Raw genomic sequence first — 2,577 nt, forward strand, 5'->3', positions numbered from 1 at the left:
ATACCCCCCGTGATAAATCGACGGGCATTCTCAAAGGATATATGGGCCGATGGTGATACCATCGGACAGCCTTCCTTGCTCCTTGTTTGCTATGCCCTTGAAGGATTTTGAGCGCGACTCAGCCGGCCGTCACTTCAGCGCTGCGCCGGCCAGCCTCACCACCGAGGCGGACTCCTCGATCGCCCGGGAATGGTGGGTGGAACGTTGGCTGGATCTGCTCAATGGCTATCGCTTCAAGAAGCGGCTGGAACGGGCCCGGGACTATGCTCGCCAAGGCCATGTGCTGAGTATTGATTTTAAAAATGCCAAGGTGATTGCCCGCGTTCAGGGCACGGAACCGGAACCCTATCGCGTGTCCCTGTCGATCGACCCATTCACCGATGAGGATTGGGCGGCGGTGGCGGAAACCCTAGCCCAACAGGCGGGTTTTGCGGCCAAGCTGCTGGCGGGTGAAATGCCCCAGTCGATCGAGCGGGCCTTTGCCACCAACGGCCTGTCCCTGTTTCCCTTTGCCTTGGGCGACATTCACAGCCAATGCACCTGTCCAGACAAGGCGAACCCCTGCAAACACATCGGCGCGGTGTATTACCTGCTGGGCGATCGGTTCAGTGATGATCCCTTTGTGTTGTTTCAATTGCGGGGCCGCACTCAGCAACAGTTGCTCGAAGCATTGCGGGAGGCGCGATCGCGCCTGGTGGCGGAACTGCCGGAACCCGTTGTCGCCAGTGAGCCGATCGCCCTGGAGCCGATCGACCCGCAAACCCCGATCGCCCCGGCCACCGTCCCCGTGAACCTCCAGCAGTTTTGGGACTATGACCAACCTTTGGAACCCTCCCTGGTGGTAATTACGCCGCCGGCCGACGGTGACACCCCCCTCAGCCTCTTGGGGCCCTTGCCCTTACCGACGGACGGCACCACGGACAATCGATCGACCCAAAAAGTGGTGACCCAATACCTGGAAGATGTGTATCGGACGGCAGGCCAGGCGGCCACCGTGGCGGCCCTGTCCTAACCCTCTGCCCTCGCCAAGCGAGAAGTGCGGGTGCAAATTTTGGCGGAATTGGCCCTGCAACCGAACCAAACCGTTTGGGACATCGGCGCGGGAACCGGTTCCGTGTCGATCGAAATGGCGCGGCTTTGCCCCAACTCCCGCATCTACGCGATCGAGTAAACCCCCGCCGGCATCAGCCTCATTGAGCGCAACATTGAACGGTTCCAAACCAGCAACCTCACCGCCATCAAAGGCAAAGCCCCGGAAGCCCTGCGGCCCCTGCCCGATCCCGATCGGGTCTTCATCGGGGGCAGCGACGGCCGCCTTGGTTCAATTCTGGACTGGTGCGCTCCCCGCATGGCCGTTAACGGGCGCATGGTGGTGGCCCTGGCCACCCTCGACAACCAAGCCACCCTCCTCGATTGGGTGTCGCACCAAACCGGTTGGCAAGTGCGCTGGCTTTTGGTCAGCCTCGCCCAAGCCGTCCCGATCGGGCCGCTCTGTCGCTGGTCGCCCCTGAACCCGGTGATCTTGGCCACCATTACGCCGCGCTAGATCGAGTCGCGTAAAGCAGGTGAACCCGAGACCCTTTCAGGATATCCATCTGATCACAATCAACATGCGCAAACCCCTGGGATGTGAGGTGGTCGCGCAGTCGGTCTAGTCGCCCGTCCAAATCATGCACTTCCACCACCACCTGTTGAATCACACTCCAAAGTTGCTCCAACCCCTGAAAAATCAGTTCCTCTGACTTTTCCGCATTGATTTTGAGGAGGTCAATCCTAGGAATGGACTGCATTTCAGGAATTTGATCTAGGCGATCAACAGAACAACTTAAGCGTTCATGGCGGAAATGCTTTTTAAGCGTTTGGTCGAGCAAAAAGCCCCGCAGGAACCGAGGAATTTTGCTGAGTGCCTGCAATCGCTCCGGTACATCGGAACCGCTGGAATTACGAATCAAGGTTTCCCGAAAGTCGAGATATTCCCGATCGGTTTCGTCAGGAAAAGCACTGGACAACATGGGCGTTTCGGGATGAAAGGCAAATTCCGCCGTTCCTGCCACATTTCCCAAAGCGCAGTTATAAACATGCACCTTCACTGGCTCCAACTGAGCCATATTTTGCTCCAGTAATGCGGCAATTTGCGGAATGGGTTCAAAGACATAGGCAGTCATATTTCGTTGGCAAAGTTCAGCGGCAATGCTCGTAAAAATGCCCACATGTGCGCCAACATCCACCACCGTTGAACCCGGTTCTAGCTTAATTCCATGCTTGAAATACCATTGGCAATCTTCATAAATAGCCAGGGCTTCTGCCGCATTCGGACACTGCAATTGCACCTGATTTGGCAGGGTCGCCGTCGCGATTTTCATCACTGCTGTCATGGCTGGTTGATCAACGGGTTTATGGATTCATTTGGTTGCAAGTGTTGCCCAATCTAGCCAATCACGATCCCTACCTTCGTCACTGCAATGCGATCGGGCGATCGGGAGATAGGAACCTGGCGAGTTAAGCGCTAATTGCCGGTTTCACGGATGACAAGCATTTCAGTTTGTTTTTCAGTGGTTGTTTTTCAGTGTTGATGTT

General features: G+C 56.6%; 2 protein-coding genes and 1 pseudogene. 2 read left to right on the top strand and 1 reads right to left on the bottom strand.

Translation table 11 applies throughout. The annotated features are described in order from the left end of the window. Window positions 1–91: 91 nt before the first annotated feature. Both AC2IAX_RS08235 and cbiT read left to right on the top strand, forming a co-directional pair. Window positions 92–1,012: an SWIM zinc finger family protein gene (locus tag AC2IAX_RS08235; RefSeq protein WP_494390326.1), complete on the top strand. Its 921-nt coding sequence runs from the start codon at window positions 92–94 to the stop codon at window positions 1,010–1,012. A gap of 21 nt (window positions 1,013–1,033) precedes the next feature. Next, a pseudogene (cbiT, locus tag AC2IAX_RS08240) lies at window positions 1,034–1,546 on the top strand (precorrin-6Y C5,15-methyltransferase (decarboxylating) subunit CbiT); the annotation flags it as partial. On the opposite strand, the gene AC2IAX_RS08245 reads toward cbiT, so the two are convergent. Continuing rightward, a complete protein-coding gene (locus tag AC2IAX_RS08245) occupies window positions 1,533–2,375 on the bottom strand; it encodes an FkbM family methyltransferase (protein WP_494390121.1) in 843 nt (280 codons plus the stop codon). The pseudogene cbiT and the gene AC2IAX_RS08245 overlap by 14 nt on opposite strands. Between the last annotated feature and the right edge of the window lie 202 nt (window positions 2,376–2,577).

It is taken from the genome of Limnothrix sp. HT2024 (assembly GCF_059138625.1).

Excerpts from the sequence above, each read along its gene's own strand:
- AC2IAX_RS08235 (WP_494390326.1), top strand. The coding sequence starts at position 92 with ATGCCCTTGAAGGATTTTGAGCGCGACTCAGCCGGCCGTCACTTCAGC.
- AC2IAX_RS08245 (WP_494390121.1), bottom strand. The coding sequence starts at position 2,375 with ATGACAGCAGTGATGAAAATCGCGACGGCGACCCTGCCAAATCAGGTG.